The organism is Kitasatospora sp. NPDC032757, from assembly GCF_055579305.1.
This window is the reverse complement of record NZ_JBVINN010000005.1, coordinates 110,556-136,731: the sequence shown is the minus strand read 5'-3', so window position 1 is coordinate 136,731 and position 26,176 is coordinate 110,556. Positions and strand designations below refer to the sequence as shown.

The window sequence follows — 26,176 nt, the reverse complement described above, 5'->3', positions numbered from 1 at the left end:
AGGCAGCGGGACACGGGCACCCCGCCGGGAAGCACCCGGGGGCCATCCGGCCGACGCCATTCCGGCGGCACGAAGCCCTCCACGCCGCCCGGACCCGCAGACCCCCGGACCCGCCGGAACCGGCACCGCGCCGGGCACGGAACCGCCGGGCGGGGCGCCCCGCAGACCCCCCGCACCCTCCCGGCCCGGAACCGGGCGGCGCCACTCAGCCCCAGAGCGCCGAGGCCAGCCCCGCCCCCGCGTAGACCGCCGCCAGCCCCACCGCAACGCTGCCCGCCGCATTGGCCATCGCGTACCGCCCGGCCCCGCTCTCGGCCAGCCGCAACGTCTCGTACGAGAAGGTCGAGTACGTGGTCAGCGCCCCGCAGAACCCCGTCCCGAGCAGCAGTTGGACCTGCGAGGACGCCGCGCCGGCCGCCACCGCCCCGGTCACCAGCCCGAGCACCACGCAGCCGACCGCGTTCACGGCGAAGGTCCCCCACGGGAAGACCGAGTCGTGCCGGGACTGCACCGCCCGGTCGGTCAGGTAGCGCAGCGGCGCGCCGACCACCGCCCCGGCCAGCACCAGCAGCCAGTTCACTCCGCGGCCTCCGCCCCTGACGCCGTGCCCTCGTCGGACCGGCCCCGCCCCACGTACCGGATCACCTCGCACGGATCGAGCACCACCAGCCCCTCCGCCACCAGCTCGTCCAGCTCCGGCAGGAAGGCCCGCACCCGCTCCTCGGTGTCCACGACCACCACCGCCACCGGCAGGTCCTCGCTCATCGACAGCAGCCGCGCCGTGTGCACCAGCGACGACGCCCCGAACCCCTCGATCCCCCGGAAAACGCTCGCCCCCGCCAACCCTGCGGCCCGGGCTCGGTGCACGATCTCGCTGTACAGCGGGCGGTGGCGCCAGCGGTCGTTCTCGCCGACCAGCACGGTCAGCCGCAGCGCGGGCCCGGTCAGCCTGGTCATCGCTTCTCCCTCGCCCCACGCAGGATCAGACGCCGCGTCAGCCCGGCCGCCGCCCAGACCGCGGCCAGCGCCGCCACCGGTGTCAGCCCCAGACAGGCCAGCCCGACCCCGGGCCGGCCCTCCACCAGCAGCCGCCGGGTGTCCACCGCGTACGTCGAGAACGTGGTGAACCCGCCCAGCACGCCCGTCCCGAAGAACGGCCGCAGCAGCGGATGCGCCGGCCGCCCCTCGGTGATCGCCACCAGGAAGACCCCGATCACCGCGCAGCCCACCACGTTCACCACCAGCGTGGTCCACGGAAACGCCGTCGGCGCGTCCGGCCGGAGCAGCCCGGCCCCGTACCGGGCCGACGCCCCGATCGCCCCGCCCAGCGCCACCACCGCCACGGCCGGGCCCTGCCCCCGCAGCACCGGTGGCCGCCGCGGCACGGCCGGCGCGGGCTCCACCCGCAGCGTGCCGCCCACCGCGCTCCCCGCCGCGCCGCTCGCCGCGCCGTCCGATGTCGTCATAGGCCCATGAAACACCGGCCCCGACCGCCTGGCACACCGTCACCCCAGACCCGACAATGATCCGGTGGAGATGACCCGGGAAGAGTTCGAGACGCTGGTCAGCGACGCCCTCGACCAGATTCCCCCGCAGCTCGCGGCCATGATGGACAACGTCGCCGTCTTCGTCGAGGACGAACCCGACCCCGCCGACCCCGAACTCCTCGGGCTCTACGAGGGCACCCCCCTCACGGAACGCGGTGAGTGGTACGCCGGCGTCCTCCCCGACCGGATCATCGTCTACCTGGGTCCGACCCTGCGGCACTGCGAGACCCGCGAGCAGGTGGTGGCCGAGGTCCGCACCACCGTCATCCACGAGGTCGCCCACCACTTCGGGTTCGACGACCACGAACTCGACGAGCTCGGCTGGTCCTGAACACCTCCTGAAGACCACCACCCACCGGCACCCGCCCGGTCGGCCGAAACCCGTTTTGGCGTTCGGCTCGCCATCCCATATGCTTCTCGACGTCCCCGAACGCCGGAAACGGCGGGACAGGCCGCAAGCCCTCATCGTCTAGTGGCCCAGGACGCCGCCCTTTCAAGGCGGTAGCACGGGTTCGAATCCCGTTGGGGGCACGCAGTACCGTAGTACCCGTAGTAAAGTGCAGTGCCGCAAGACCTACTGTGGAGAAATTCCACACCAGGTCCCGTGGAGCAGTTGGTTAGCTCGCCACCCTGTCAAGGTGGAGGTCGCGGGTTCAAGTCCCGTCGGGATCGCTCGTCTCGCAAGAGACGGTGTAGTACGGCCAGGTAGCTCAGTTGGTACGAGCGTCCGCCTGAAAAGCGGAAGGTCGCCGGTTCGACCCCGGCCCTGGCCACAGCCGCCTGAAAAGGCACGATGCCCCCGAAGCAGCTCGCTTCGGGGGCATTTTCGTGCCCGCTGACGCCGGCACCGAGGCCAATCGGCTCCGAATCGCGGCGAATCCGGGCAGCCCGACCGGACTGCCCGGAGATCGAGGCGGCGTGACGCCCATCACAGTCCCTCGACTTCGACCATGGTGCCATCAGGGCCGTACGTGAAGATCCGGGGTGGCCCCATCCGGCTGGTGACGGCCCGCATCGCGGCTTCCTTCTCCTCCGGAGTCGGCCCGTCGGGATCGGCGAGACGGAAGCCCTGGAGGACCACCTCGTAGGGATCCATGTCCTCTGGCTCCGGCATGCCCTCCAGCACGAAGCCGAAGAAGAACCGCAGGGCCTCCTCTCCCAGGTCGAGGGGGTGGAACGGCAGCGGGTACGGCCCCTTGGCCGGCCAGCCGGGAACCGGCTCCACCGGGTGCTCACCGGCCCAGAAGGGCGCCTCGAACGGCAGCGGCTCGCCGATGTTCTCCATCACCCCGCTGTCCGGCGAGACGCTGAGCGAGCGGACCAGCTGCCCGTCCTCCCAGACCGCGAAGGCCAGGAAGTCCACCACGCTGTGCATCCAGTGCACGACCAGGCGGCGTCCCGCGCTCGCGTCGATCAGGTGCTGCGGCAGCCGCGAGGGGTAGTCGCCCACCCAGTGCTGATCGCAGACGATGTCGACCCCGGGGAAGCTGCCGAGATACGCAGTCCCGTCGGGCGGGTATGTCGCATCGCCGAGCTCGCACCCGGCCGACTCCGCGAGCTCCCACCCGGGGTAAAGACGGCCGACCAGCTCCGCCGTCCGCTCCGGATCCGCTTCCGCCGGCAACCGCAGCGGGTCGGCCGAAGCCGTATCCCTGTAGACCAGCAGCCCGGTCTTGGCTCCCACGTGTCGACCCCTCTCCAGAGCGATGAGCACCCCCGTTCCGAGGGCAGGCCGCAAACTACCAACCGCGTAAGACACCGGTGCCCGGCAAGACCTGGGTCTTGCCGGGCACCGGACGAACTGATGAGCCAGGGCGCGAGGCTAGGAGAGCGCCTCCCCGAGGTGGCTCAGGGCCTTGAGGCGCTCGGCGAGGGAGGCGTGCGCGTAGACCTTCATGGTCACGCCGACGTCGCTGTGGCCGGCGATCTCCCGGACGATGTGCGGGGGCACACCCAGGTCGAGCAGCAGGGTGATGCAGGTGTGGCGGAGGTCGTGGAAGCGGAGGTCGTCCAGGCCGAGGCGACCGCGGACCGCGTGCCAGCTGCGGCGCAGGTTGTCCGGCTCGTACGGGGTGCCGATCCGGGACGGGAAGACGAGGTCGTTCTCCTGCCAGTCCATGCCGGCGGTGGCCCGCTCGACGCCTGACGCTCCCGGTGGTCCGCAAGGGCGGCGCGGACCGGCGCGGGCAGCGGCAGGGTGCGCTCGGAGGACAGCGTCTTGGGCAGGACGAGCCACAGCTCGCCGTCGACTCACTGGAGGTTGGTGCTCACCGTGACGGTGCCGCGCTCCAGCTCGACGGAGCCCCCAGCGAAGGCCAAGCAGCTCGCCCCGGCGCATGCCGAGCATCAGCGCGAGGACATAGAGGGGTGCAGGCGGTGGCCGCTCAGCTCCTTGAGCACGAGCTTGGCCTGAGCGGTGGTCAGGCCCTTGCCGATCCGTTAGTCGCGGCAGCGCATCGAGGACATGCTGGATGAGCTTGGGGTGACGGTCGTGGAAGACACCCAAGCGAAGGATCCGGGGACATCGCTGCGGATCCCGGGTGCAGTCATCACGGTCGGGCTCGTCTCTCTGATCGACATCTCAGCTGACAGCTGTCCAGCCCCAGGGGCGTGGACCGTTCTGCCCTTGCAGGCACGAGAGACGGTAGTGAGCTTCCGCCCGGTGTCGAGCCGGATCGGCCGCCGCGTGCTGGAGAGCGAAGCAGGTGACCCGGAGCTCACGGATACTCCGCAGCACCGGGTAGCCAGCCCAGGTCATCACGTCGGCACCGTACGCCTCGCAGAAGGCGGTGTACTCGCTGTCCGAAACGGTGCCGAAGGTGCCGTAGCCGACGGCGGTAGCCGTCAGGTCCCACTCGGGAGGCCCGAGGGAGGTTCGTTCGAAGTCGAGCAGGTAGGTGGTGGTCGGTGTGACCGCCGCGTTGCCGCCCCACGCATCACCGTGAATGACGCTCGCAGGCAGGCCGGGCGGGAGGCTCAGCCACGCCGCTTGAAGATCTGCCAAGCGGTCGCGCAGCCACTGCCGCTGCGTGTTGTCGAGGGTGGCGGCCCCGTCGATCCTGACGGCCAGCCGAACGAACGGGTCAAGCTGGCCCAACAGGAATTCAGGAACGGCAAGTTCGTGGACACGCCGCAGGAGCGGCGCGATGTCGGCAGCGGTTCCTGGCCGGTGCGGGGGCAGCTCGTGCCAGAAGGTCACGGGGTTGTTGTCGACATCCACTGGCTCACGCAGGTGCTCGAGCGGGCGAACCGCAGGAACCCCGCAGTCGCGCAGCCAGCGTGCGACCGCCAGTTCGCGCCCGGCGGCAGCCGACTGCCCGGGGCGACTGATGCGAGCCACGATCCCCAGCGGCAATCGCCACAGCGCGTTCTCCCCGATCCGGATCGGTTCGGCTCCCGCTGCAGACAGGCCGACCGTCGCGCATGCCTTGAGCAGTAGGGAGTGGGAGTCCTCGATATTGCTCACGCTGCCACCGTAGCGGCGATCTGTTCCCGCAGGTCCCGGATGTCGCCGAGGTTGCGGTGGCGATGGGCGACCCGACCGAGTTCAGCTAGCTCGTGGTTGGCACGCAGCGAGCGGAGGTCGCTGACCTCCGCGAGGGCGCTCCGGCCCTCGGCCAACGCCTGCTCAGCGTCACCGGCAGCCATCCGGAGCGTGGCGAGCTTGGTGCGGGAGAACGCGCGGGATCTGGCGAATCCGTCGCCGTGGCCGTCGACCGCTGCCTGGAGTCGCCGGAGGGCTTCCTGCGGCGGATGGCCGGCGAGGGCGAGGTCGAACAGGGCGTGGCCGGTGTCGCCGAGGTGCTGGGCGCCGTCGTAATACGCCATCCACGGTCCCTCGACGGCCGGGGTGATCGAGGTGAACGAGTCGTCGGACGCGCCGATCGCGGCCAGGGTCTGCTGGGCACGCCCCATCTTGGCCAGGGCCCGCGCGCGAGCGTTGTGGAGCATGGACTGCTCCGCGGGGGAAAGTCGGTCGGCGCGGGCCAGGCCGAGTTCAGCGAAGGTGAGACCGGTATCGGGATCTCCACACCAGATGGCCTGGCGGGAGCGGAGGTTGTAGGAGATGGCGCGAAGAGGCCAGTTGTCCACTTCCTCGGCGCACGATGTGGCGAAGGCGAAGAGCCGGTGGGCGTCTTCGTGGGCGAAGGCGTCGAAGGCCGAGGCGCCGACCACGGTCGCCAGGCGGCTGACGGCTCCGAACAGTTCGGCCCGCAGCGGAGCGGGGCAGCGACTCTTCAGGAGACCGGCCGCCCAGCGCAGTTGGGCGAGTGCCGTGTCACGGACGACGCCGGCGCCGCCGTAGAGGTTGTCCCAGCTGCGCAGTGTGGTCGCTGCGGTGCGGATCTGCTCGACGTCGGCGGGCCGGACCACTGCGGGTACGGCGGCGGCTGGGGTGGAGGTCAGGAGCTGGGCCAGAGGGCCAGCGGTGAGAGCTGCACTCGTCACGGCAAGGAAGTTGCGTCGTTCCACGGGGTCGGACTCATTCCACTCGGGGGCTGGCGGTGGCATTTCCAGCGTGCCCCCGAGCACCTCCCTTCGGGGAGGCTTGGCGGGCCCGTTGCGCCGTTTGTCCATTACCTCTGAGCGGTTGTCCAATTCAGCCGCGGCCAACACGACGCTTCGCGCGAGCACTCCGCCGGTGTCCAAGACCGCGTCTAACGCCTGAGCGTGGAGGAGCTTGCAGGGCCGTTCCGCCCGCTCGATCTTGCTGATCAGGTCCCCACTCAGGTGGACCAACTGCCCGAGTCTGTCCTGGCTCAGCCCCCTGAGCTTCCGCCAGTACTGAAGCTCCGCGCCGAACCAGTGGGCCGCGGATCGGGTGGGGTCCAGAGGCTTGAGTGGTCGCGGCACTTGATCCCCCAGGGCGTCTCTTGTGGACAGCGGTCGCTGTCCGAATGCCGGTACTGGTCGAGCGGTTCACCGGCAGGGCTGAATGTTTCCGAGCGCTAAGCGCTCATTACACACCGCTACGAGCCTGACGTGCAGGTGTTCGGCACAACTACGCGCCGAACGCCCCCGCGGGCTGCCGCCGTAGCCTGACCGACGGAAGAGGAGATCGCCATGCAGCGAGTCAGCACGACCGTGGAGCACAGCAGCATCACCATCGAGACCGGGCGTCCGCTCCCCACCGACCTCGTCCTGCTGGAACGCAAGGGACTCGGCCACCCCGACACCCTCGCCGACCACCTGGCTGAGGAGCTCTCCCGCGCGTACAGCCGCTACACGCTCGACCGCTTCGGCGCCGTGCTCCACCACAACTTCGACAAGCTCGCCCTGCTCGGCGGCTCCTGCGAGGTCCGCTACGGCGCGGGCCGGATGACGGCCCCGGTGAAGGTTCTGGTCAACGGCCGGGCCGCGTACGCCTGCGGCGGCGAGGACATCCCGGTGCAGGAGCTGGTCGAGCAGGCCGTCCTGGCCTTCTTCCACGACCGGCTGCCCGAGCTCGCCGGTCACCTCGACCTGGTCTTCAACATCACCAGCAACCCCAGCCCCGGCGCGGTGGTCACCGACGAGAGCGGCACCGACCGGTCGCGCTGGTTCGCGCCCCGCTCGGTGGACGACCTGCGCGAGCGCCACACCCTGATCGCCAACGACACCTCGCTCGGCACCGGCTGGGCCCCGATGGCCCCGTTCGAGCAGTTCGCCCACGCGCTCGTCAACCACCTGTCCGGAGTCAGCGAGTTCACCCGGGCGAACCCCTGGTGCGGATCCGACGTGAAGGTGATGGGGCACTTCGACGGTGCCAAGGCCGAGGCCATCCTGTGCGTCCCGCAGAAGTCCGAGCACGTGCCCGACCGGGCCTCGTACCTCGCCAACAAGGAGGAGGTCCTGGCCGAGTGCGCCCGGTTCGCCGACCAGCACCTCCCCGGTATCGAGATCACCTTCCTCCTCAACGCTCGTGACGTCCCCGAGAAGGACGAGCTCTACCTGACCTACACCGGCAGCTCCATCGAGTCGGGCGACGAGGGCGTCGTCGGCCGCGGCAACCGGGTCAACGGTCTCATCACCCCGCTCCGCCCGATGAACCTGGAAGGGGCCAGCGGCAAGAACCCCGTCTACCACGTCGGGAAGCTCTACAACCTCGCAGCCACCCGCCTCGCCCAGCGCCTGTACGACGAGACCGGCAGCTACGCCGAGGTCCACCTCGTCAGCGCGACCGGCCACCGGCTCGACCAGCCCTGGAAGGTCCTGGTCCGGCTCGCGGCCGAGGACCCGGAGATCGAGAAGGTACAGGCCCAGGTCGCCCTGGCCCTCGGGGGCTTCCCGGAGCTCACCGCAGAGCTGGTCCACCACGGCGTCCGGCTCAGCTGATGCACACCGAATCGCCCACGCTCCTGCCCCCGCGCAGCGCCTGGCAGCGGCTCCGGGAGCACTACGGTCCGGAGGTGCACGGGTGGCTGGCCCGAGCCCCCGAGCTCCTCAACGAAGCCGCACGCCGCTGGCAGTTGACCCCCGACGGCTACCACGACGCCGGCCACGCCTCCCTGTTGATGGTGGCGCGCGAGCGAACCAGCGGGCGCGAGGTCCTGTTGAAGGCATGGCCCGACCACAGCCGCTACCGCAACGAGATGATCGCGCTGGGAATCTGGGCGGCCGGGCCGGCCGTCAGGGTGCTCGAAAACGCGGACGACCTCGGCGTCGCCGCCCTGGAGATGGTGGCAGCCGTACCCGGCGGTTCCGTCAGACCGGAGACGCACGAGTACGAGGCGGTGGCTACCGCCCTGCGGCAACTGCATCGCCTCGGCCGGGGCGCGAACACCACAGCCGCAGCACTTCCCAGCCTCCACGACTTCCTCGAATGCGAGTTGGTCCCGCGAGTCCACCGACGCCTGGCGACGCAACGCCCCCAGCTGGAGGTCGACTGGGCGAGACTCGGCGAGCGCTTGGTCACCGGACTGCGCCCGGACGCGGCACGGGCATCGGTTCTTCACGCGGACGTCTACCGCGAGAACGTCCTCTTCGACGACCGACGGAAGCCAGTCCTGGCGGACCCCCTGCCGATGGTCGGCGACGAGGTCTTCGACTGGGCGTTCTGGACCGTCTACTACAACCTGGGCACCCACACCCGGGACCGCTTCGAGATCGCCGTCACCACCGCCGGCCTCGACCCGCGGCGGCTACGCCACTGGAGCCTCGCGCTCTGCGTGGACGGGCTCCTCTACTACCGCGAGGCGGGAGACCACCGCGCCTCCGTGATGGAGCGGGTAATCGCAGGGCTGGCCGGCGACCTGGATCTCACTGCGGTGCCAGAGAAGGACGGCCAGACGTGACCACCTACCTCCTGCGCCATTCCAGTACCCACTACAGCGCGGCTCACCGGGTCAACGGCGACCCGACTGTCGATCTTCCGCTGGATCCGGCAGGACGCGTCGCCTGCCGGACCGGTAGCGGCGTGATCACTGCCGTTCAACCGAAGATCTGGCTCACCTCGGCGTTCGCCCGGACGGGTGAGACGGCACGCCTGCTGATGGGCGATGCCGATCAGCCCGTCAGGGTCGAGCCCGCGCTCAATGAAGTCGACTACGGGCAGTTCGAAGGCGGGCCCTTCACGGAGTACGCGCGCTGGCTCGTCGCCGCCGGACCATGGGAGAACCCGCCCGGGGCCGCCGAGTCCCAGCGCGAGGCCATCCGCAGAATGCTTGCCGGCCTCCGGAGCGCACTCCAGCTGCCCTCGCCTCGGACGGTCGTCGCGCACGGCCTGCTGGTCTCCGTGCTGCGGTGGCACAGACAGACCTCGCGCGACGCCCCCGGGCGGGCCATGCCGATCTTCTTCGACGAGGTTCCCTGCCTGTACCTGGTCAGGATCGAGGACCGCGAACTCGAAGACCTCACCGCGTCCCTGCTCGAAGTCCTGGATGCGGAGGAACAGGAGACCTCCGGAGCCGGCGGATGGTCATCCCGGCCAGAGGACCGGCGCACGCTTGCTACCTTCGATGGACCATCTGTCCAGCTGGAGGAGACGAACTCCCATGCATGATCCCCGCGCCCTCATCGAGATGGGCTCCGAGGCGGTCCGCCGCCTCGCCCGCCGCGGCTACACCCTGGATCTCTCTGCGTTGGAGTCTCTTCAGTCCAGCCGATCCCAGCTCATCACTCGCGTGGACGAGCTGCGGGCCGAGTCGAAGCGGGTCGCCCAGGAGGTCCAGCAGGCGGCCCGCCAGGGCGGCGACACCGAGACGCTGAAGGACCGGGCCCGCGACCTCAAGGAAGAGATCCGGTCGGCCGAGGCGGAGCAGGAGCAAGTGCAGCAGGAGTTGCGCGACTTCCTGCTGACCATTCCCAACCTGCCGCTCGACAGCACCCCCGAGGGCGACTCGGACGAGCACGCCGTCGAGATCCGTCGCGTCGGCGCGCCGCCGTCCTTCTCCTTCGAGCCGAAGGACCATGTAGACCTCGGCGAGGCCCTCGGCATCCTCGACTTCGCCCGTGCCAGCAAGCTCTCCGGCTCCCGGTTCAGCGTCTCGCGCGGTGCCGGCGCCGCCATCGAGCGCGCCCTGGCGACGCTCTTCCTGGACCTGCACACCAAGCGGCACGGCTACGTCGAGCACGCGGTCCCGTACCTCGTCACCCGGCAGACCATGACCGGCACCGGCCAGCTCCCGAAGTTCGAGGAGGACCTCTTCGCCACCGGCATGGGCGAGCGCGAGCTCTTCCTGATCCCGACCGCCGAGGTCCCGCTCACCAACCTCTACGCGGACGAGATCATCCCGCCCGCCGAACTCCCCCTGGCCCTCACCGCGCACACCCCGTGCTTCCGCTCTGAGGCCGGCTCCTACGGCCGGGATACCCGCGGCATCCTGCGCCAGCACCAGTTCTCCAAGGTCGAGATGGTCCGCATCTGCGACCCCGAGGACTCCCAGGCCGAGCTGGAGAAGATGCTCAGCCACGCCGAAGCCTGCCTCAAGGAGCTGGGACTGGCCTACCGGGTCGTGCAGCTCGCCGCCGGCGACCTCGGCTTCTCCGCCCAGATCACCTACGACATCGAGGTCTGGCTGCCCAGCCAGCAGACCTACCGCGAGATCTCCTCCGTCTCGGACTGCGGCTCCTTCCAGGCCCGCCGCGCGGGCATCCGCACCCGTGACGAGCACGGTAAGACCAAGCCCGTCGCCACCCTCAACGGCTCCGGACTGCCCATCGGCCGCACCCTGGCCGCCCTTCTCGAACAGTGCCAGCAGCAGGACGGCTCCATCGTCCTGCCCGAGGCCCTGGTGCCCTACCTCGGATTCCGCCGGATCTCGGCGGACGGAACAACGGAGGCATAAGTGTTAGTCGGCATCTGCGACTTCCCCAGCAGCTACACCTTCCCGCCCGTCGGCTACGGCGGGATCGAACGCTGGCTCTGGGCAGTGGCGGAAGGCGCCCGAGCCGCAGGCGCCGACGTACACCTCCTCGGCCCCGGCTGGAGGACCGACCTCGGATCGGACTGGACCACTCGTCCGATCCGTCTCGAAGACCTCCGGCCGGGTACCCGGCAGACTCGTGACCTGCGTTCCACCGGCTACGACCTGCTCGTGGTCGGACACGAGTACCCGTCGCTCCCCGGGTGGCGTCGGGTCTGGGCCGATCTCGACTGCGACGTCGCGACCTTCCAGCACTCGCCGGTCTTCCGGCACGCCGCCGACGCCTTCGACGCGAAGCGCTCCCGGCTTTACTGCTACTCGCCCGAGATGGCGGGGCTGTACGCCGCCCACGCACCAGTGCTGGAGCACGCGGTCCACCTCGGGATCGGTGAAGCCGAACCTCCCGCCCGGCCCGGCCGCGACCTCGTCTGGCTCGGCCGGATCGACGAGGAGAAGTCGCCGCACCTCGCTGTGCGCGCGGCCCAACTGCTCGGCCGGCGGATACACATCGTCGGACCGGTCTTCGACGACGACTACGTGCGACGTCACCAGGCACTGTTCGCGGCTGATCACGTCAGCTGGGTCGGCGAAGTCGGAGGGGCCGCCAAGACGGCCGCCTTCTCCGACGCCTCGGTCTACGTCTACACCTGCTCACGAAGCTACGTGGAGGCCGGCGCCGCTGTTTTCGGGGAGTCCCTGCGTGCCGGCACGCCCGTCGCCGCGCTCTGCTGGCGAGACGGCACCTGCGCGGAGGCGGCTCTGTGCGACACCACCGGAGCCGTTGCCAGAGTCGATCCTGAGCACGACGACGAGGACGCGGCCCTGGCGCTTGCCACTGCGATCGAGCGGTGCCTGGAACTGGACGCGCCGACCGTACAGGACATCGGCCTGAGCCGGTTCGACCCTGAGCGGCACTTCCGCGCTCTGGCGACCGGGCCGTGCTGACCGCGGACTCACCGTCGAGGCCGCTCGATCTCCTGACCGACCGCATTGGGCTCGGCACGCAGTGGGAGATCGAGCACGACGCCAACGGCCGCTTCGAGATCCGCCACCGCGACCGGGGGACGCCGTACCGGCCCGCCAGTCGACCGCTCCAGTGGGCCGGTCTGCTGCATCAGTTGGAGAGCGGCTTCCGCGCGGCTGGCGTAGCCCGTGCGAGACCGCTGCCCATGCGGTGGGGCCGGGACACCGAGTTGACGATCTCCGCCGTTCAGGCGCTCGATCCCCTCCTCAAGGACGGAAAGCCGTACGTCTTCCGCCGTGGCTACCTCCCCCAGCCGGTCGTCCGACTGACCGGCGAGCGGGACCACGTAGGCACCCTGAGGGAGGGATTCCTCACCTCGTTCGTCAACATCTCGCGCATCGAACCCATCACTCGGCCGACCGAGTTCACCGGAATCCTCGACCACTGGCTCACACTGCTGTCCGGCATCGGCCTCCACGCCAGACACCTCACCATCCACGGCCGCGACGCCGTCTGGCAACGCCGCGAAGTCTGCGGCCTCACGGTGCACTTCCGGCACCTGGACCTTCCCATCGGTGACATCGTCCTGCTCTGGAACGCTGCGGATCCCAGCCGCATGGCGGTGGACCTGGGCTCCGGCCTCGAACGTCTAGCCTGGGCCCGCACGCGTCGCCCCTGGTGGGAGCTGGCCTTCGGCAGCTTCGCGACGGCCGGTGTGGCCGCCGACGTGCTCGACGCCGTTCGAACCGCGACGCTGCTCGTCGGTAACGGCATCGCCCCTGCGGCACGAGGGGCCGGCGGTGTACTCCGCCGCACCCTTTCTGCCGTCCCCGCCGACGCCGCACCGCTCGGAGTCAGCGCCCTGGTCCGGGCGAGCCACGGATTCTGGAGCCTCACCTCACCGATGGCCCTGCCGTGGCCCGAGGTCGCCTTCGTCATCGAGCGCGAGATCCACCGCCGCGACGTCACCTCCGCCATGTCCCTCCCCCTACCTCGGTCGAGCTGGAGCGACAGAACGTGAGACCCCGACGTGACCGGAACCCGCCCGCCGAGTTCCGACTCCGTTTCGCCTGGACGACCGGGTTCTGCTTCAAGTGCGAAGAAGTCACCCAAGTCGCCGAGCTGGGCACACTCACCGTCGAAGGCGAGACAGTCACCCTCGCGGCCTGTCACCTCTGTGCCTGGCGGCTGGAGCGGCAGCACCACCACGCCCGCCTGACCCACCTCCGCGCCCAGCTCGCCGGTGCGTGGGCTGACGCTACGAGACGGGCAGCAGCATGCATGTGAGGAGGGGCACGCGGCCGAGGCTCGCCAGCGCACCGCGCCAGGGCTGCCCTTTCCCGGCATACGCTCATCACGGGCTGGGAGGTTCGGCGCCCAACCTGACGGGTCGTCACTTACGCGAGAAGGAGCTGCTGACTGTGGCAGGCAGACAACAGGATTCCGACCGCGACTCGGAAAGTCAGTCCGACTACGTCGGCCGCTTTCGGGCGGGGCGGCTGGTGGACAACCGCCCGCAGTCGCTGGACGCCTGGCGCGTGACGATGGCTTCCCCAGACGTTGCCGCAGGTGTCGCGAGCCTGCTTGGCGGTGAGCCCATGAAGTGGGAGAGCACGGCCGAGGATTCCTTGGAGGTGCTGACCGACTACGACACGGTGCGGATCATCGTTGAAGGACCATCCGCGGTCCAGGCCCGCATGCTGCTCTTCGGCTACAAGGGCAAGTTACTCCACGACTGCGACGGCACCCGGCTGCTCGCACCGGAGGCGGATGTCGGCAAGCCGTGCGGGTGTCCGGAAAGCATCGAGGAACGGAGGCTGGCAGCGAAGTCCGGTCGAGGTCCCCTGCCCAACATCGCCATCGACTTCAAGCTCGCCGAGAAGCCGGCACTCGGGCTCTTCCGCTTCGTGAGCAGCTCCTGGGAGCTGGCCAAGACGGTCGCCGACTTTCAGCGTGCCCTGACCGAGACCGATGGCCCCACGACGTGCGACCTCGCACTTGAGCTGGTGGAACTCACCACCGCGTCCGGTGTAGCCGTTCGCTACCGGAAACCGGTGGTCCGCGTGCTGGGTGATCCGGCGACACCCCCTCCTCGCGCCGTCGTGAGACCCACCAAGCTGTCGTCGCCTCTGCCACCCGAGTCAGTGGGCCCGCCCGCCCGGTCTTCCAAGCCGCTCACGCCGTCCGGCCGCCCGGAGCCTGCGGCAGCGCGTCGAAGGCTGCGCCCCAACGCGCGGGAACCCGAATCCGTGAGTGGCGCCGGACCCACGTGCACCCTTGACGCACCCGAGGCCGTTGCCCAGCCACGCACCGCCGCCGGGGTGCTCTTCTTCGACGAGGACGACCGCGTCCTCCTCGTGAAGCCGACCTACAAGCCCGGCTGGGAGATCCCCGGCGGCTATCTGCACGTCGGCGAGACCCCGAGCGAGGGTGCGGCCCGGGAGGTCAAGGAGGAGCTCGGCATCACCCCGTCGATCGGCCGCCTACTCGTCGCCGACTGGGCGCCCCACCCCACCGAGAGCGACAAGCTCCTCTTCGTCTTCGACGGCGGTGTCCTCCCGGCCGACGAGCTTGACCGCATCACTGTTGACCAGGTGGAGATCGGCGGCTATGCCTTCCACACCACCGACCAGCTCGACGCACTCCTCATCCCGCGCCTCGCCCGCCGCGTCCACGCAGCCTGCGACGCCAGAGCGCAGTCCGCAACCGTCTACCTGGAGCATGGCGGAACTCACCCGTAGGACGTCTTCCCTGCCATGGCTGAGTGGGGCATGTATAGCCTTCGCCTGCTGGCTAGCTCAGTCTCAGAGAGAACTGGCTAAGCGAGCGCCGGAGCGCCCAGCATGCCGAGGAGAGCAGACCCGGCTGCCGGGGAGGCCTCAGCCATTTGCCGGAGCGCGCCGTCCCGTACATATCGGTAGCTCTGCGGCGGGTGGAACGTTCCGGCTGACCTCAAAGCGCTGAGGGTGACAGGCTCCTCGAAGGTGACCGGTTCCTCCAGCGTGAGGCCACTGGCCTGGGCGGCACCGCTCATGTACTCGTCGTACTCGCGGCGCGTGATCCCGGTGCGGGAGCGACTGGCGGCCCACACCTCGCTCGGGGAGCCGACATAGACGGAGGCGACGCGCGCGGTGCCGACCAAGGCCATCGTCGGGGCCGTGGCATAGATCAGGACAGGGGTTCCAGGGGGAACGGCAACTCGCTGCCGGCGCACCTCGACGGTCTTGCTGCCCGCGAGGATCGCGGTCGCAAATCGCGGGTGGACTGAGAGCAGGAGCGCGCGTTCCTCGTTCACGTCGGCCGGTGCCCTTCCTGGTAGACGGCCTCGAACAGCCTGTTGTCGATCTTCGTCAGCGACATCACGGACAACGGTAGCCCCAGACCCTTTGCCAAGGAGGTCAAGCGTCGATACGTCACTGGTTTGGGGAAGAGCTCGGTGTCCGAGAAGCGCAGAGCCATGGCCGTACCTGACGCAGGGTTGGCGACTCTGCGGATCTCCTCCAGACCATATACGCCCAAGTGTTCGAATTGAGCGAACAGGGCCTCGGATGTATCCACGACCACCTGCTCGAGGCGAGAGCAGCCGATCACCATCTGCCCTTCCTGGCTGGCAGGGCCCTGGCTGACGTACCAGAGGAGGCGGGCCGGGACGCTCTCGCCGCGGTGTCCTGGAGAGCGGTAGTAAGCATGCTCCCTGCTGATCCCCAGCTCGTTCCGTCGAGGCAGCAGTGACACCGGCACGTTGAACAGCTCTGTCGACCAGACCGGGTCGATCGGGACGATAAACGACGGCAGCTCGGAGTCCATGACCTTCGCCGGCCACCACGACCGCTCCACGACGCTGGCAACCTCGGCCGGCAGCCCCGCCGGGAGGGCCAGCGCGTCCGTGCCCAGCTCGCGTGCCGCAGCATCAGCGGCTTCGGTGACGGCCGTTGCGGTTCCGCAGACATCCACCACGAGCGCTGCCTGCCCATGCTCGTGATCGAGGAACCCGTCGTCGCGGGCCGCAGCCCGGGCGGCAGCGGACGGGAACGGGTCGGTGATGTGCACGACATGGGCGCCGTACGAGCGGGCGGTCCGCTTCAGTGTGAACAGCACTTGGCGAGCGAGCGTCTCCTCCAGCGGATGGGTGGCGGTACGAAGAACCGAGACGAGTAGTGCTCGCCCATCGACCACCCAGGCGTACAACGCGACTGGGTGCCCGCTGCCGTCACGGATGAGCTCACGACGCCAGCTCATCGGCTCCTGTTCCAGGGCCTTGAGACGGCCAGCGAAGTCCGAGCCTGTATCGCTGCTCGACTGGTCGAAGAAAGCAACCAGCTCTGCCTCGCCATCCGGTGCGACCTCGCTGATCCGGAACTCGGTACCCATGAGGTCGGCCGGCCGGTACACCTGGGCCTGCCGCAGTTCATCGACGTGCAGTGACACGCCCGCCGGAGCCACTACGCGGACTCCGCCGACATCCCATGCGACGTCCGCCAGCCGTGTCAGCAGCGGGTCACGGGTGGCCAGCACGTGAACTCCGGCGGCCGAGGCCTCGGCGACGTACCGCAGTCGCTGCTCCAGCTCCGTCCGTCCGGGAAGGTCGGGAGCAGCCTTGGCCGCCGCGTCCAGCAACTGGCCGCCCCGCAATGCCACGGTTTCCGGATCAGGGTTGATGTCGCGCAGACCAGCGAGAGCCGCACGCTGTTGACCACGCTCGGCGGTGTCCTCGATCGCCCGAACGTCCTGGTAGAGCTGAGGCGTGAAGACCAGCTCGACCAGATCGGTCATCCAACCGGCCTCGAGCGACTGGGACTCGGCCGCATCAGAGGACGGCTTCTGCCCGCGAAGATCCGCGAAGACACCGTGGTCGACCGCGACGGTCAACTGCGCATCGCTGTCCACCTCGGCGAAGAGGCTCGGATGCCGGAAGTCCAGCCACCAGGCATCCAGCACGTGGCCCTGTTTGCTGCGGCCCTTCACCTCGCCGCGCGGAATGAACCCGAGCTTCGTCCACATCCCGGTGAGCCCGTAGTCGCGACGGCACTTCACCTTGATGCCGAAACGCTGACCGTGGCGGGCCCGAATGGTATCGACCAGCAGCCGGGCGATGCCCTTGCCGCGATGCTCCTGGGCCACGCACAGATGAGCCAGCCGGACGTGCGGCGTTCGCTTCGGCAGGCCGAACAGCGCGTATCCGACGACCGCGTCGCCCTCGATGGCCGCAAGGAGCCCGCCGTCGTCCGCCATCTTCGTGTAGGCGGGCGGTGTCATCAGCCCCAGCGTCTTGGTGTACCGGTCACCGAGCGCGATCGATGCGGCCAACAGCTCTTCCTGCGCCGCGGACACCGACACGATCTTGATCCCCATCGGACCCCCTCCACTGGGCTGCACCGAGCAGCCTCGCTCTCAGCCATGTCTGCGTTGGGGGACCCCTAAACATCTCCAGGGCGACTCCAGTCGTGGCCACCCCACATGATTCCGGCGTCTGCCGGATCTATGCCGGAGCGGGGGCGCCGGGACTGGACTCGCTGCTTCCCCTTGTGGCTCATGTCTGTACTCAGCGCCAGACCGTGCCTCGTAAGACCGCCTTGGCTGTTTTCCAAGATCATGTTGATCGCTCCGGCTAACCTCTCCTAGTAGACGGACGGCTGCGCCGATAGCCCGGACAGTCGTCTTCCAGGTAGCGGCAGGAAGCGGAGAGCAGTGGCAACGACGGTGCACGAGGTCCTGAAGACGATCCGCGAGACCTCGAAGGACAACCACGAGCTCGGTAGTCGCTTCGAGCAGCTCATGGTCAAGTTCCTACGTACCGATCCCCAGTGGAACGAGCAGTTCAGCCAGGTCTGGCTGTGGGCGGACTGGCCCGGAGCCGCGTCGAACAAGAAAGACCTCGGCATCGACCTCGTCGCACAAGACCGGGAGACCGGCGGTTTCTGTGCGATCCAGTGCAAGTTCTACGAACCCAAGCACACTGTCCAGAAGCCGGACATCGATTCGTTCCTCTCGGCCTCCGGCAAGGGCGACTTTAGCCGCCGGATGATCATCTCGACGACTGAGAAGTGGGGTCCCAACGCAGAAGAAACCATGAAGGGGCAGCAACCTCCGGTCACTCGCCTCGGCCTGTCCGATATTGCAGCGAGCCCGATCGACTGGTTCTTCCCGTCTTCCGGGCCGACCTTCGTTGCGGACCTGAAGCTGCACGACAAGAAGTCGCCGAGACCGCATCAGCGGGAGGCAATCGACGCCGTGTTCGCCGGCTTCACTGGCGACGATCGCGGCAGGCTGATCATGGCCTGCGGCACGGGGAAGACCTTCACCAGTCTGAAGATCGCCGAGCGCCTGCAACGCGAGCGGGCGGCAGCAGGTCACGAGCACAGCACGGTACTGTTCCTGGTTCCGTCGATCGCCTTGCTGTCGCAGACCCTCCGTGAGTGGTCCTCGGAGAGCGAGGTCACACTGCGTCCCTTCGCGGTCTGCTCGGACACGAAGGTCGGCAAGCAGCAGGTCGTCAACGACAACGTGGACATGGCCACCCACGACCTGGCGCTGCCAGCCACGACCGACCCAGGCAAGCTGATCAAGCAGATGGCCAGCGTGGCGACCGGTCCAGGGCTCACCGTCGTGTTCTCGACCTACCAGTCGATTGACACGATCGCAGAAGCGCAGAAGAACGGTCTCGGTAGGTTCGACCTGATCCTCTGCGACGAAGCCCACCGCACGACGGGAGTCACCCTCGCTGGCGCGGATGAGTCGGCGTTCGTACGCGTCCACGACGACACATATCTGGGCAGCGACCGCCGCCTCTACATGACAGCGACACCTCGCATCTACAGCGAGGAAACCCAGCAGCAGGCGAAGGAATCAAGTGCTGCTGTCGTCTCCATGGACCGCGAGGACCTCTATGGTCCAGAGTTCCACCGCCTCGGCTTCGGCAAGGCCGTGGAGCAGAACCTGCTCACGGACTACAAGGTCCTGATCCTCACGGTCGACGAGGGTGTCGTCGCCAAGACCCTTCAGGAAGGCTTCGCGGGTGGCGCCCCCGAGCTGGACCTGGACGATGCCGCGAAGATCATCGGCTGCTGGAACGCCATGGCAAAGCGCACCGGTACCTTCACCGACGGCACCGGCTTCGGCACCGATGAAGCCCCGATGAAGCGTGCTGTCGCGTTCGCTCGCTCCATCGCCGACTCGAAGCTCATCGCCGAGAACTTCAACGCGATCGTCGAAGCCTACGACGATGCGGACGACGAGGTGCTCCACTGCGAGGTGGACCACGTCGACGGCACCTTCAACACGCTGCGCCGCAACCAGAAGCTGGATTGGCTCAAGCAGGACCCGGGGCCGGCCAACGCCCGGATTCTGTCCAACGCGCGGTGTCTCTCCGAGGGAGTCGACGTCCCCGACCTCGATGCGGTGCTCTTCCTGCACCCGCGCAACTCGGTGGTCGATGTCGTGCAGTCGGTTGGCCGCGTCATGCGTCGGGCCAACGGCAAAAAGTACGGCTACATCATTCTGCCGGTCGCCGTCCCTGCCGGTACGTCCCCGGAGAAGGCTCTGGCGGACAACCAGCGCTTCCGTACCGTGTGGCAGGTGCTCCAGGCTCTGCGCGCCCACGATGACCGGTTCAACGCGACGGTCAACCAGATCAGGCTCAACCAGGAGGCGCCGCAGAACATCGGCATCGGCCACGTCGGCCCGGGCGACGAGCAGATCGGCGACCAAGATGGATCCACCACTCCAGCGGACGCCCAGAACGCGCAGCAGCAGGAAGCCCAGGCGGCTCAGTACATCCAGGAGGCCCTGCTCAAGGTCGAAGACTGGCGCCAAGCCATCTACGCCCGCATTGTCGAGAAGGTTGGCGAGCGCACGTACTGGGAGAAGTGGGCAAAGGACGTCGCATCGATCGCGCAGGCGCACGTCACTCGGGTCAAGGCCGCGCTGAAGCTCAGCGACAAGCGGGCGGCGTTCGAGGAGTTCCTCGACGAACTGCGGGCAACGATAAACCCCGGTGTCACCGAGGCCGATGCGATCGACATGCTTGCCCAGCACATCGTCACCAAGCCCGTATTCGACGCATTGTTCGGCAGTTACGCGTTCACTGAGCACAACCCCGTCTCGCAGGCCATGCAGAAGATGCTCGGCCAGCTCGGAGACCAGGGGCTGGAGGCGGAGAGCAAGGACCTGGCAGGCTTCTACGATTCAGTGCGGGTACGCGCCGAGGGCATCGACAACCATGCCGGCCGACAGCAGGTCATCGTTGAGCTCTACGACAAGTTCTTCAAGACCGCCCTGCCGAAGACCGCAGACGCCCTAGGCATTGTTTACACCCCGGTCGAGGTGGTCGACTTCATCATCCGCTCCACCGAGCAGGCGCTGACCAAGCACTTCGGTCGCTCCCTTACGGACGAAGGGGTCCATATTATCGACCCGTTTGTGGGGACCGGCACTTTCCCGGTACGACTTCTGCAGTCTGGGCTCATCAAGCCCGAAGACCTGCTGCGCAAGTATACGAGTGAATTGCACGCCAACGAGATCGTGCTTCTCGCCTATTACATCGCCGCAGTCAACATCGAGGCGGCCTACGCTGAGCTGGCGGGCGAGCAGACCGAGTATCAGCCCTTCGAGGGCATCGTCCTGACCGACACTTTTCAACTCGCCGAAGGTGGATCCGCAAAGCTCGACGGTATGGACGTGCTTGACGGCAACAGCGAGCGAGCAAAGAAGCAAAAGGATCAGCCGATCACAGTCGTCATCGGCAACCCACCGTACTCGGTGGGGCAAGACAGCCAGAATGACGATAACCAGAACGTCAAGTATGAGACCCTCGACACTCGTATCCAGCAGACCTACGCGGCTCTGTCCACGGCAACGAACAAGATGTCGCTCTACAACTCCTATATCCGCGCCTTCCGCTGGGCCTCTGACCGCATTAAGGACGAGGGTGTCGTAGCCTTCGTCTCCAATGGCGGCTACATCGACGCCAACACGGCCGACGGCCTGCGCAAGTCACTCATCGCGGAATTCGACGCCATCTACTGCTACAACCTGCGCGGTAACCAGCGCACAGCAGGGGAGCTGTCGCGCAAGGAAGGCGGCAAGATCTTCGACTCCGGAAGTCGTAACACTGTCGCCATCGTCATCCTCGTAAAGGGCAGCACAACGTCAACGTCCGACGCAGGCTGCACGCTACGCTACCGAGACATCGGCGACTACCTCAGTCGCGAGGACAAGCTGCGCATCATCAGCCCGCAGAGCCTGGATACGGTGGAGTGGGAGCAACTTGTCCCGAATGCGGAGGGCGACTGGATTAACCAGCGCAACGAGAAATTCACGGAGTTCCAGCCAATCGGGGAGAAGGACAAGAGCGGGCAAGCAATCTTCAATCTCTACTCGCCGGGACTCCAGACCAATCGCGACTCGTGGGTCTACAACTCCTCTGAGCAAAAGCTCAAGGAGAATGTCGAGTCGACGATCGACTTCTACAACAGCCAGGTCTCCGATTTTACCCTGCACTGCCAGGCTGCAGGCATCTCAAAGCCGAAGGCTGCAGATGCCGAATCATTCATCGACCGGGATGACCAGAAGATTAGCTGGTCATCGAGCTTGATCTCCAAGCTTGCGCAGGGCAAGGCCGTGATCTACTCCGCAGATCGAGCAGTCGTCGGCGTGTACCGGCCGTTTAGTCGTCAGGCCGTCTACTTCGATGCTGATCTCAATCACCGTCCCGGAAAGCTCCGCCAGATGTTCCCGACATCGGAGCATGAGAACTTCGGCTTCTACGTGACGGGCGTGGGGTCGGACAAGCCATTCTCAGTGCATGCTATGAACTTCCTTCCCGATCTCGCTTATTGGGGGTCGAGTAACGGGCACTTCTTCCCCCGCTATACCTATCGCGAGCTCGGTCAGGGCGATGATCTATTCGCCGCCGCTGAGGAAGAGTCCGGAGGCGGGTACGAACGGGTCGACAACATCACCGAGACCGCCCTCGCCGGCTACCGGAAGGCATATCAGGACCTCGCCATCACCGAGGACGACATCTTCTTCTACATCTACGCTCTGCTCCACTCCCCGGTCTACCGAGAGCAGTTCGCTGCCGATCTGAAGAAGTCTCTACCCCGTATCCCCATGGTGCAGGGCTTTCACGAGTTCGCCGCTGCGGGCCGTGCGTTGTCCGAGCTGCATCTCAGCTACGAGCTCGTAGAGCCGTACGCTGGCATCATCGAGAAGGTTTCTGGTGCAACCTCGGCCACGCCTCCAAGCGAGCTGTACCGCGTTGCGAAGATGAAGATCCCCAAGGTCAAGGGTGAGCCCGACCGCACAACGATCGTCTACAACCCCAGGGTCGCCCTCACCAACATCCCGGAAGAGGCGTACCGCTATCAGCTCGGTGCCCGCTCTGCGATCGAGTGGATCATCGACCGCTACCAGATCAAGACCGACAAGGCATCAGGCATCGTTAACGACCCCAATGACTGGTCCGGTGACCCCCGCTACATCATCGACCTGCTCAAGCGCATCGTCACGGTCAGCCTGGAGACGATGAAGATCGTCGACGCTCTCCCGCCACTCGACATCGTCGAGTAGCCGGAGCGCTGGCGCTGATCTCTCACTCGTTCCAGGCGGCGTTCTGGCGGGGCTGCAGGCCTCGCCAGAACGCTGGCCGGTCGCACCCCGGTTGACGCCAACAGTGTCGCCAACCGACGCCGACGACGGGCAGTCGGCAAAGACCTTCCGTGGACGGCAGAAGGGCCTCCGTCGGCTTCTCGCGTCGTGCGCATCCGGCACAGGGGTGCTGCATTGGCTGCAGACGGAGCCCGGGAGGCTATCGTGATCCACATGGCATCGACGCACCTGGTAATCCTCGGCGACCGCTCGGCGCTGAGCTGGGTCGTGACCAAGCAGCACATGGCATTCCCGGCTGGCAGGGCGAAGATGGCTCGCTCCTTGGAGCAAGGCGACCAGGTTCTGCTTTACACAACCCGCGGCTGTTTCAGGAACCCGACCCGGGACCTTGGACGTATATTCGGCTTCGCTGTGGTAACGAGCCCGGTGCGAACGATGGATGAACCCGTTCAGGTCAGGCAACGGTCATTCGTCGACGGCTGCAGCTTGGATATCCAGAGCCTTGCCCCATTCCGTCACGGGCTCGTACTGCGCGATCTGGTCCCTCAGCTCACGGTCTTCCCTGACCCTGCTACGTGGAGCGTCCTCATGCGCCGCCCGCTGCTGACGTTACCGCCCGAGGACGCCAAGCTGCTACAGCAAGAGCTACGCCTTCTACTGCAGCCCTACTCGTCCGTTGCCGAAGACTACCGCTGGTCACCCGTCGAAGCTGCGTCGGACAAATAACGGTGTGGCTGCGGGCGGCCGCACCGTCGACAGCCACCCGCGGCATTCCAGATCACCCAGGTCCGTTGACGCCAACGGTGACGCCAACCACCCCAAGCGATGGCGTCCGATGGCAGCCTTCCACGGACGGCAGAATCACCCAAACTTAGGCATCTCACCGCCCCGGCTTGGCCTGAAAAGCGGAAGGTCGCCGGTTCGACCCCGGCCCTGGCCACATAGCCTGACCAGGCATGATGCCCTCGAAGCAGCTCGCTTCGGGGGCATTTTTATGTCGTTGGAGTCGAAAGCCGGGAACGCGTACGCGACGCTCGTGGCCGAACGGGTACTCACCATGTGACGTACGAGCTCGGCCTCTTCGCCGGGCGAATCCTCCATACCCGGGTGTCCCACCCGGCGGACCGGACGATGCACGGCGCGAGCAGGCGGGCGCACATCCTCCGCGGCCGGTTGGACGTCACAGGGGACGAGTTCTGCCCCTGCGTGTTGGACGGCACTTTGCCCGACCGCTTGGGGCGATCCCCCTGGTCACCGGTCGGCCAGCAACGCGCCCGCCAGCGCCTGGGCAGTGCTCGGTCCCTGGCCGCGGCGCGGTCGCGCTCCGGACAGCGACGGCATGCGATTGGGACCGCGCTCCTGGCGGGCCTTCTCGATGACCGTCGTCCCGGTCTCCGCCTCCAGCACGGGGGCGTAGCCGGCAGCCCGAAGCGCGGCAAGGGTTGCTTCGGGCTCGGCCGTGCTGATCAGCACGGTCGGCGCGATCCGTCGCAACCCGAGCCTGGACAGCGCACGGGCCGCGGCGAGCTCCGACACCAGTGCCTCGTCGTCGGAGCGGATGCAGCAGGCGGAACGCACCACTCGCATCCGGCCGTGGGTCCGCGCGGTGTCCTTGATCAGGTACTCCAGGGGCTGTGGAAGCGGCCGCCCGCCCTCGGAGACGTCGGCCAGCCGAGCCAGCAGGTCGGTGGCGTCCCATCCGGAGTCCAGCGCCCGGCGGACCGCCGCAGGGGTGATCCGCCACACCACGGCATGGCCCTCCGACTCCCGGTCCGCGCAGGCGGCCAGCAGGTCGGTCAGCTCCGATGCGGCAGCTCCGGCGACCACGGCCGTAAGGTCCGCCTGGAACCGGGCGGTGGTCTGCGGCGCGGGCAGCAGCGCGTCCAGGGCCGTGGACAACTGCCGGACCGCGTCGTCCAGAGTAGGACGGTCGCGCAGCGCCGGCCCGGCGCCCGGAACGGCGGGAAAGTGGCGGTGTGCACCCGCCCTCAGGAGCCCGAGCACGGTGTGCCCGAGCGGCGTCAGCGCTCCGTGGGCGACGACCCCGAGCAGCTCCGCCTCCGCCAGGGTCGCCTCGACCCGCTCAGCCTCCCACGAACCTTGGGCGAGGGCGGTCGGACGGAACCAGACCGCCGTGGCGATGAGACCGGCGAGAGCGGTCGCCCGCGCGCCGGCGGACTTGCCGGTGGCGACTCCGTGCCCGGCCGGAAGGGTGGCCAGAGCCTCCAGCACGGCACGGCGCAGATCGACTGCCTCGCCGTCCTCCGGCGTGATCAGCGCGACTGGGGTGTCATTCTCGTCCGGCCAATAGCTGAACACCTCGGGCACCACCGCCCAGGTGGCGACGAGCGGCAGCAGCCGCTGAGCGGGTGGAGCCGCCTGCCACGCGTCGTACCGCTCGGTGGGCAGCATCCGGGCAGGTGGCTGGGATTCCGGCCGGCGCGCGCGGCCCCGCCCTCTCGCCGGGGCCTCCGGCTCCTCGGCGCAAGGGGCGATCAGGTCCGCGTTGTTCGCCAGGTCGAGCCACAGCCGGGCTTGTTCCTCCGGCATGCCGACCGCCTTCGCCAGCCGGCGGGTGTCCCGGACTGCGATTCCGCCCGCCTTGCGCACAGCGAGCGGCTGCACGGACACCTGACGGAGCATCAGCTCGACCCGGGAGGCCGCCTCGGCCAACGCCGCCTGCGCCTGGCCCTCGACCGCACCACCTGGGATCTCCACCGTGCCCTCGACCGGGGGCGGGGCAGACTGGTAGCTCGGCGCGCGGTCGTGATCGCGCAACGCGTCGGTCACCTCGTGCGGCAGTTCCACGAGGTCCTCATCCACCGGAATGACCAGGCCGCGGGCGGCCAGCCAGTCCGTGCCGGGATCTCCCGAGCCGCCTTCCCGGAAGGTGAACTTGCCTCCGGAGCCCGGGTAGAAGCCGCCGTACCGGGAGACGAAGCAGTGCGTGCGCAGCAGTGGCGGGCCCGGAACCAGTTTGTCCAGCAGGTCCAAGGCCGCGGGCGGCGCCTCGGCGGCCATGGCGCGCACGCGCTTCGCGTCCCCGAGCACGGCCACGATCTGCCGCTGCGCCTCGTCCCGAGTCCGCGCCTTCGCGAACCCCAGCCCCTGCGCGACACGGTGAATCTCCGGAGCGTTGAAGGCCTCGGTAAGCAGTTGTTCGGCGGGCCGGCCGTAACCGCCGCCTTCTCCTGCCTGGCGGTGGATCAGGATCGGAACGGTGACCCTGCTTCCTGACGAGGGCAGTACCAGGGCCCGCTCGGCCAGCCGGGACAGCGCGGCCTCGGCCGCGGACCGGCCCGCCCCGTCAAGTTGCAGGAACCGGAAGAGCTGGTCACGGGTCACGGACCGGTCAGCGGGGTCGACCGCAGGCGCGTCGAGCCGCGGTGAACGGCCGCCGTAGCCCATGAACAGGTGATGGGCAGGCGGGACGGCCAGTAGCGGACCATGCAACCGTTCGGCCAAGGTCGCCACAGCGATCAGCAGTTGAAGGTCCCCGAGGCTGATCTCGCTCAGCCCCAGGGCCGTCGAGGCGTCCGTCAGCAGGTGGCCGGCCAGGTCGGTCAGGCTCGCCACCCTGGCCGCATAGGGAAGTTCGCGCTGCTCCAGCAGTTCGGTCAGCTGCGAAGGAGTACGGTCGGCCAGCCAAATCGCGAGGCTTCGTGCTGCTTTCACCGCACCAAGCGTAGAGAATCGCCGGCGGGGACGGGACC

20 protein-coding genes, 3 tRNA genes and 2 pseudogenes are annotated in these 26,176 nt (G+C 68.0%); 14 read left to right on the top strand and 11 right to left on the bottom strand.

Annotated features, from left to right (window positions below; genetic code table 11):
- Window positions 1-205: 205 nt before the first annotated feature.
- The 3 genes from crcB (ACZ5WK_RS10345) to crcB (ACZ5WK_RS10335) are packed head-to-tail and all read right to left on the bottom strand — an operon-like array spanning window position 206 to window position 1,466.
- Window positions 206-580, bottom strand: a complete 375-nt coding sequence (crcB, locus tag ACZ5WK_RS10345; RefSeq protein WP_465546820.1) for a fluoride efflux transporter CrcB — start codon at window positions 578-580, stop codon at window positions 206-208.
- Window positions 577-957, bottom strand: coding sequence for a DUF190 domain-containing protein (locus ACZ5WK_RS10340; protein ID WP_465546818.1), 381 nt, complete (start codon window positions 955-957; stop codon window positions 577-579). The genes crcB (ACZ5WK_RS10345) and ACZ5WK_RS10340 overlap by 4 nt, the downstream gene beginning before the upstream one ends.
- Window positions 954-1,466, bottom strand: a complete 513-nt coding sequence (gene crcB, locus ACZ5WK_RS10335; RefSeq protein WP_465546816.1) for a fluoride efflux transporter CrcB — start codon at window positions 1,464-1,466, stop codon at window positions 954-956. The genes ACZ5WK_RS10340 and crcB (ACZ5WK_RS10335) overlap by 4 nt, the downstream gene beginning before the upstream one ends.
- 70 nt (window positions 1,467-1,536) lie before the next feature.
- Here crcB (ACZ5WK_RS10335) and ACZ5WK_RS10330 point away from each other — a divergent pair, with 70 nt between their 5' ends.
- The 4 genes from ACZ5WK_RS10330 to ACZ5WK_RS10315 all read left to right on the top strand — a co-directional run bounded on the left by ACZ5WK_RS10330 (window position 1,537) and on the right by ACZ5WK_RS10315 (window position 2,320).
- Window positions 1,537-1,878 (top strand): metallopeptidase family protein, encoded by a 342-nt coding sequence (locus tag ACZ5WK_RS10330; protein ID WP_396324753.1) that lies wholly within the window; start codon window positions 1,537-1,539, stop codon window positions 1,876-1,878.
- Between the two features lie 127 nt (window positions 1,879-2,005).
- A tRNA-Glu gene (locus ACZ5WK_RS10325) sits at window positions 2,006-2,078 on the top strand.
- A 67-nt stretch (window positions 2,079-2,145) separates the two neighbouring features.
- Window positions 2,146-2,219: transfer RNA gene (locus ACZ5WK_RS10320), tRNA-Asp, on the top strand.
- 27 nt (window positions 2,220-2,246) lie between these two features.
- A tRNA-Phe gene (locus ACZ5WK_RS10315) sits at window positions 2,247-2,320 on the top strand.
- Window positions 2,321-2,475: 155 nt separating this feature from the next.
- Here the strand turns inward: ACZ5WK_RS10315 and ACZ5WK_RS10310 are convergent.
- The 5 genes and pseudogenes from ACZ5WK_RS10310 to ACZ5WK_RS10290 all read right to left on the bottom strand — a co-directional run.
- Window positions 2,476-3,231 (bottom strand): DUF6928 family protein, encoded by a 756-nt coding sequence (locus ACZ5WK_RS10310; protein WP_465546814.1) that lies wholly within the window; start codon window positions 3,229-3,231, stop codon window positions 2,476-2,478.
- A 138-nt stretch (window positions 3,232-3,369) separates the two neighbouring features.
- The gene (locus tag ACZ5WK_RS10305) at window positions 3,370-3,666 is read right to left on the bottom strand and encodes a tyrosine-type recombinase/integrase (RefSeq protein ID WP_465546812.1); all 297 of its coding nucleotides are present in this window, start codon (window positions 3,664-3,666) and stop codon (window positions 3,370-3,372) included.
- 462 nt (window positions 3,667-4,128) lie between these two features.
- Window positions 4,129-5,013 carry a phosphotransferase family protein gene (locus tag ACZ5WK_RS10300; protein ID WP_465546810.1) on the bottom strand — a complete coding sequence of 295 codons (885 nt, stop codon included), beginning with the start codon at window positions 5,011-5,013 and terminating at the stop codon, window positions 4,129-4,131.
- Window positions 5,010-5,996 (bottom strand): hypothetical protein, encoded by a 987-nt coding sequence (locus tag ACZ5WK_RS10295; protein ID WP_465546966.1) that lies wholly within the window; start codon window positions 5,994-5,996, stop codon window positions 5,010-5,012. Before ACZ5WK_RS10295 ends, ACZ5WK_RS10300 begins: the two co-directional genes overlap by 4 nt.
- A 189-nt stretch (window positions 5,997-6,185) precedes the next feature.
- A pseudogene (locus ACZ5WK_RS10290) lies at window positions 6,186-6,401 on the bottom strand (helix-turn-helix domain-containing protein); the annotation flags it as partial.
- A 210-nt stretch (window positions 6,402-6,611) separates the two neighbouring features.
- Between ACZ5WK_RS10290 and ACZ5WK_RS10285 the strand changes: the two are divergent.
- The 8 genes and pseudogenes from ACZ5WK_RS10285 to ACZ5WK_RS10250 all read left to right on the top strand — a co-directional run bounded on the left by ACZ5WK_RS10285 (window position 6,612) and on the right by ACZ5WK_RS10250 (window position 14,596).
- Window positions 6,612-7,862 carry a methionine adenosyltransferase gene (locus ACZ5WK_RS10285; RefSeq protein ID WP_465546808.1) on the top strand — a complete coding sequence of 417 codons (1,251 nt, stop codon included), beginning with the start codon at window positions 6,612-6,614 and terminating at the stop codon, window positions 7,860-7,862.
- Window positions 7,862-8,821 carry an aminoglycoside phosphotransferase family protein gene (locus ACZ5WK_RS10280; RefSeq protein WP_465546806.1) on the top strand — a complete coding sequence of 320 codons (960 nt, stop codon included), beginning with the start codon at window positions 7,862-7,864 and terminating at the stop codon, window positions 8,819-8,821. The genes ACZ5WK_RS10285 and ACZ5WK_RS10280 overlap by 1 nt, the downstream gene beginning before the upstream one ends.
- Window positions 8,818-9,528 (top strand): histidine phosphatase family protein, encoded by a 711-nt coding sequence (locus tag ACZ5WK_RS10275; protein WP_465546804.1) that lies wholly within the window; start codon window positions 8,818-8,820, stop codon window positions 9,526-9,528. The genes ACZ5WK_RS10280 and ACZ5WK_RS10275 overlap by 4 nt, the downstream gene beginning before the upstream one ends.
- A complete protein-coding gene (gene serS / locus ACZ5WK_RS10270) occupies window positions 9,521-10,813 on the top strand; it encodes a serine--tRNA ligase (RefSeq protein ID WP_402808035.1) in 1,293 nt (430 codons plus the stop codon). Before ACZ5WK_RS10275 ends, serS begins: the two co-directional genes overlap by 8 nt.
- Window positions 10,814-11,836, top strand: a complete 1,023-nt coding sequence (locus ACZ5WK_RS10265) for a glycosyltransferase (protein WP_465546801.1) — start codon at window positions 10,814-10,816, stop codon at window positions 11,834-11,836.
- Window positions 11,830-12,876, top strand: a complete 1,047-nt coding sequence (locus ACZ5WK_RS10260; protein ID WP_465546799.1) for a hypothetical protein — start codon at window positions 11,830-11,832, stop codon at window positions 12,874-12,876. The genes ACZ5WK_RS10265 and ACZ5WK_RS10260 overlap by 7 nt, the downstream gene beginning before the upstream one ends.
- 256 nt (window positions 12,877-13,132) lie before the next feature.
- Window positions 13,133-13,852 (top strand): annotated as a pseudogene (locus ACZ5WK_RS10255) (recombination directionality factor); the annotation flags it as partial.
- Window positions 13,853-14,104: 252 nt separating this feature from the next.
- Window positions 14,105-14,596, top strand: coding sequence for an NUDIX domain-containing protein (locus tag ACZ5WK_RS10250; protein ID WP_465546964.1), 492 nt, complete (start codon window positions 14,105-14,107; stop codon window positions 14,594-14,596).
- Window positions 14,597-14,673: 77 nt separating this feature from the next.
- Here ACZ5WK_RS10250 and ACZ5WK_RS10245 read toward each other — a convergent pair whose 3' ends face one another.
- Entirely contained in the window at window positions 14,674-15,150 is a 477-nt protein-coding gene (locus tag ACZ5WK_RS10245; protein WP_465546797.1) for an ASCH domain-containing protein, read from the bottom strand.
- A complete protein-coding gene (locus tag ACZ5WK_RS10240; protein WP_465546795.1) occupies window positions 15,147-17,207 on the bottom strand; it encodes a GNAT family N-acetyltransferase in 2,061 nt (686 codons plus the stop codon). Before ACZ5WK_RS10240 ends, ACZ5WK_RS10245 begins: the two co-directional genes overlap by 4 nt.
- 336 nt (window positions 17,208-17,543) lie before the next feature.
- Between ACZ5WK_RS10240 and ACZ5WK_RS10235 the strand changes: the two genes are divergently transcribed.
- Together ACZ5WK_RS10235 and ACZ5WK_RS10230 are read left to right on the top strand one after the other, a co-directional pair.
- Complete coding sequence (locus tag ACZ5WK_RS10235; protein WP_465546793.1) at window positions 17,544-22,424, top strand: DEAD/DEAH box helicase; 4,881 nt, start codon at window positions 17,544-17,546, stop codon at window positions 22,422-22,424.
- 252 nt (window positions 22,425-22,676) lie between these two features.
- Window positions 22,677-23,189 carry a hypothetical protein gene (locus tag ACZ5WK_RS10230; protein ID WP_465546791.1) on the top strand — a complete coding sequence of 171 codons (513 nt, stop codon included), beginning with the start codon at window positions 22,677-22,679 and terminating at the stop codon, window positions 23,187-23,189.
- Between the two features lie 525 nt (window positions 23,190-23,714).
- On the opposite strand, the gene ACZ5WK_RS10225 is transcribed toward ACZ5WK_RS10230, so the two are convergent.
- On the bottom strand, window positions 23,715-26,138 hold the full coding sequence (locus tag ACZ5WK_RS10225) for a helicase-associated domain-containing protein (protein ID WP_465546789.1): 2,424 nt from the start codon (window positions 26,136-26,138) through the stop codon (window positions 23,715-23,717).
- Window positions 26,139-26,176: the final 38 nt, after the last annotated feature.